Raw genomic sequence first — 4,082 nt, 5'->3', positions numbered from 1 at the left:
ATTTTAACTGGAAGAGCTGGCGTACCTTGCAGGAATATCAGGTTATTTACATCACTCGTGGAAGCGGGATCTTTGAATCAGAAAATTATAAACAGACCAAAATCAATGCAGGAACAGTCATTGTACTGTTCCCAAATGAGCGCCACCGTTATAAACCCGACCCAGAAACAGGTTGGGATGAATATTGGGTAGGCGTAAAAGGCAAAATAATAGACAATCTGGTAACATCAGGCTATTTAAAGCCTGAAGCACCCACCCAGTATATTGGTTTTAATGAAAGCATACTGGAAGTGTATAATGGCATTATTGAAAAAACGAAACAAGAGCGTCCTGGTTATCAGCCTCTGGTTTCCGGAGCAGTGTTTTATCTGCTTGGTGCCTGTCATTCGCTTGCCAAACAACACACCCTTGGTAACCAGGAAGAAGATAATGTTATAAACCGGGCAATGCTCCTGTTTCGTTCAAATATAAACAATCCATACTCGGCCGAACAGGCCGCTCAGGATCTGTGTGTAGGGTACTCCTCGTTTCGGAAGTTCTTCAAAAATTACACAGGTTTATCTCCAGGTCAGTATTACCTTCAACTTAAAATAGAAAAGGCAAAGGATTTGTTGTGCAGCAGCAATATACCGATCAAGGAGATTTCTATTGATCTTAATTTTGAATCCAGCTTCTACTTTTCAAAGCTTTTTAAAGAGAAAACCGGATTAAAACCCACCGATTATAGAAAACGCTGCAGAGACACTGTAAACGAAGGGTAATTGGGCTCTGCTATCCGTTGTAGGCAATGGCAAACTGTTTTGCAAAATCTTCAAGTTTGATCTTACCAATTGGAACAGTGTTTTTAGAATCGAAATCCTCCCAAAGTACACCACTTCTAATAGCGGTGCCCATTTCTACATAATTCTTTGCAATTTCCTCTGGAAGTCCGGCGCCTACCATTCCATCAAAGGCCTGCACATCATCAAATGCTACCCATGGCAATTCAGGCTTACCAATTGCTTTTCCTAGCTCCTCTGCAACTTCTTTAAGCAGGCGTTTATCACTCGCAATATAAAAAATGTTCTTTCCTGTAAAGCCTTCTTTGATTTTATTTGCAGCGGCCGCAGMTATATCTTTTGGATCGACCATAATGATTGGCTGATCTGCACCGTAGTTAGACCCGATGATTCCCATGTGTCTGATCAAATCCTGATTTGCATAGAAATTGTTATAGAAAAATGCAGGACGAAGGATTAGTACATCGATATTTTCAAGTTTACTAAAGATCTGTTCAACGGCATAAAGCCCGGCAATTGGTCCGGTTCCTTTTTCAATATGAGCACCTATACTGCTCAATAAAACTACTTTTTTAACACCAGAGGCTTTTATTGCGTTGGCATAGTGCTCGCCAACTTCTTTAATGTGTCCTCTAAGGTCATTGGCAGCGAAATCGTTAGGTACCATCAGATATACCAGATCTGCACCTATAAAGGTATCTGTAAGAAAACGTTCGTCGTTTACTGATCCAATTGCCGGGATTGCGCCAAGGCTTATAATTTCATCTGATTTTTCTTTGTTACTGGATACGATGGTTACCTGATGTCCTTCAGAAACCAGGTTAATTGAAAGTGGTCTACTGATATTCCCCAGTGACCCAGTTATAATTATTTTCATGATAGTTCTGTTTTTATTTAAAGACAAAGTTATATTTGTACTTACTTTTATACAAGTACTTACCCCAAAGTATGTAAGATGACAGCGATCAAAGAAAATTCAACTTTAAATGCCAACAGAGAAAATAACAAGGCAACCTGCCCGGTCAGCTACGTGATGAGTAAGATTGGAGGTCATTGGAAACCAGTAATACTTTACCACCTCATGAGCGGACCAAAAAGGTATAGCGAGCTGAAGAAATTGATTCCGGCCATAACTGAAAAAATGCTTATACAGCACCTAAAACAGATGCAACAGGATGTGCTGGTTATCAGAAAAGCTGAAAATATTGTTCCTCCTTTTGTAACCTATAGTTTAAGTTTTGAAGGTGAAGAATTAAAGCCAATTCTCGATGCAATGGTTGAATGGGCATTTGCACGAGATTTTAAGGCATAATCAAGGCCTTGCTTTAGTCTAATGTTCTTGAATTCAACCCGCATTTCAGTGGTTACGTGTGCCTGAAGGCCTAATAACCCTGTCATTTTACGATTGACAGGATCATTATCGGTGGCATCACTCATTAATACACCATTGATATAATATTGCATATGATTGCCTTTAACAACCAGGTGATATTCATTCCAATCATCCTTCCTGATATTCTTTGCCAGCTCCTCTGATGTACCTAACGTTGAAAGGAGATCAGGTTTCCCTAATGAATCTACAACTACTTTCTCGCCCCGTTTTGCGATAAAGCCACGGCCTCTTTCTTCATAGTTTAAGCCTGTATATTCATTGTTCCCATCTATGTCGGCCTGATAACCTTTTAGTCCAAAGGGAACACCGGGTACTTCTTCACTCCTGTACTGGATACCACTATTGCCTCCTTTTGAAATTTTATACTGTAATTTCAGTTCAAAATCACCCACTTTCCCTCCTGCCCATATTAAAAAAGTATTATTCTTTAATTGATTTTGAGGAGTGACCTCACCTATTATAGTTCCGTTTTCAACTTTCCAGTGGATTAAATCTCCTTTCCAGCCTTGTAGTGTTTTACCATCAAAAATTTTAACAAAATCCTTTTCCTGACTCATTGCCGAAAAAGTTAGCATTAACAAAAACACACTTCCAATAAAGCTTATTGAATTTCTATTTATTTGACGCATCTTCTTACTTCTATTTACTTGCCGGCTGAAACACTTTATTATCTTTATTTCCACCTGAAATCAAATAAGCCATTAAATCTTTTAATTCTTCACTATTTAAGCTGTTGATCATGCCAGGCATCATAATGGATAATTTAGATACAGAAGTGATTGCTATATCCTTTTTCTTAATTTCCCGAAGTGTTTGAGGAGAAAAAGGATTTTGAGAAATATAAATCTTGTCTTTGGTCTCTCTCTTAAATCTTCCATAGATAGAGCTTCCGTCTTTTAAATAATAAACTTTTGCGGCATACTGATCGGAGATCACTTTGCTAGGTGTTATGATAGATTCAAGGATGTCTTTCTCAGAGAATCTGGTTCCCAGATGTGTAAGGTCGGGACCTGCAGAACCACCCTCGCCACCTGTAGTATGGCAAGAAATACACATTGTGGCGGCAAACATCATTTTACCATTCTTATAGTTTCTGCCTACCAAACTGTCTTTTACTACTGCAAGTGCTTCGTCCAGTTTCCAGTCTCTTCCCGGACCTTTTGGTTGTGTAACATCGCCAAGTTTAAGCTGTTTATTGTCTACCAGGCCGTCTCCGGAGATCTTGTTAAAATGAGCAAATTGTTCTTTTGGCACATTGGTTAGGGCTATTTTACGTGCTTCATCAATAAAACCGATATAACTGTTACCACCCTTAAACCCGAATGCTTTATAGAACCATTTAAAATATTTGTTACGAAGTGCAGGTGTCCATCCTTTTTTGGCTTCACTTAAAGCTACAGCATAATAAATCTGTTGCGAAGGTGGCGTTTTAGACAGCGTTTTTGCAATATCCAATCCATATTGAGGATTTTTCAAGATCAAATCTGACGAACTGGTTATTCCCTTCTGGTAGTCCTCATCGTCTTTGGCCAGATCTATTAAGGCCAAAGTTTTAGGTACTACCTGCTCATCGCCGATATAAACAAGGATCTTTGTCATGAACCGATTGATTTCATTACTCTTGGCCGGAAAATGAGCATTTAGATATTTGCTTAATTTCAGCCTATCTACCGGTTGGGGTTTACCGGTGCGCAGTAACGTTAGCTCAAACGTTCTTAACAAGTCCATCTTCTGCGGTTCTGATAGTGACATATAATTGATGTGCATCAGCGCATTCAACATTTTACTGTTTAATTCCTTACTTCCATTTCTGGCCAGTGCAGTCATGGCGTGCATCAATATAATCGGGTCCTTTTCATTCAGGGCTCTGTCTTGCCATTCTGCAACGGGCTGATGTTCAACAGCAATCC

At 39.3% G+C, this 4,082-nt stretch carries 5 protein-coding genes; 2 read left to right on the top strand and 3 right to left on the bottom strand.

Features of this window, described 5'->3' with window-relative positions:
* Positions 1-761: AraC family transcriptional regulator (locus AC1DG9_RS24390; RefSeq protein WP_477635404.1), on the top strand; the 761-nt coding region annotated here is incomplete at its 5' end.
* Between the two features lie 10 nt (positions 762-771).
* On the opposite strand, the gene AC1DG9_RS24385 is transcribed toward AC1DG9_RS24390, so the two are convergent.
* Positions 772-1,656 carry an NAD(P)H-binding protein gene (locus AC1DG9_RS24385; protein ID WP_477635403.1) on the bottom strand — a complete coding sequence of 295 codons (885 nt, stop codon included), beginning with the start codon at positions 1,654-1,656 and terminating at the stop codon, positions 772-774.
* A 78-nt stretch (positions 1,657-1,734) separates the two neighbouring features.
* Between AC1DG9_RS24385 and AC1DG9_RS24380 the strand changes: the two genes are divergently transcribed.
* Positions 1,735-2,091 (top strand): winged helix-turn-helix transcriptional regulator, encoded by a 357-nt coding sequence (locus AC1DG9_RS24380; RefSeq protein ID WP_172663677.1) that lies wholly within the window; start codon positions 1,735-1,737, stop codon positions 2,089-2,091.
* On the opposite strand, the gene AC1DG9_RS24375 is transcribed toward AC1DG9_RS24380, so the two are convergent.
* Together AC1DG9_RS24375 and AC1DG9_RS24370 are read right to left on the bottom strand one after the other, a co-directional pair.
* On the bottom strand, positions 2,004-2,801 hold the full coding sequence (locus AC1DG9_RS24375; RefSeq protein ID WP_288880351.1) for a 3-keto-disaccharide hydrolase: 798 nt from the start codon (positions 2,799-2,801) through the stop codon (positions 2,004-2,006). The genes AC1DG9_RS24380 and AC1DG9_RS24375 overlap by 88 nt on opposite strands.
* 10 nt (positions 2,802-2,811) lie before the next feature.
* On the bottom strand, positions 2,812-4,082 hold a 1,271-nt coding region (locus AC1DG9_RS24370), incomplete at its 5' end, for a c-type cytochrome (protein WP_477635402.1).

It is taken from the genome of Pedobacter sp. 05L430 (genome assembly GCF_056397585.1).
The sequence above is the reverse complement of the archived record's forward strand: the minus strand, read 5'-3'. Positions and strand labels throughout refer to the sequence as shown.

Bases quoted from the DNA above. Each gene is read 5' to 3' on its own strand.
- AC1DG9_RS24380 (WP_172663677.1), top strand. From the start codon at position 1,735: ATGACAGCGATCAAAGAAAATTCAACTTTAAATGCCAACAGAGAAAAT.
- AC1DG9_RS24375 (WP_288880351.1), bottom strand. From the start codon at position 2,801: ATGCGTCAAATAAATAGAAATTCAATAAGCTTTATTGGAAGTGTGTTT.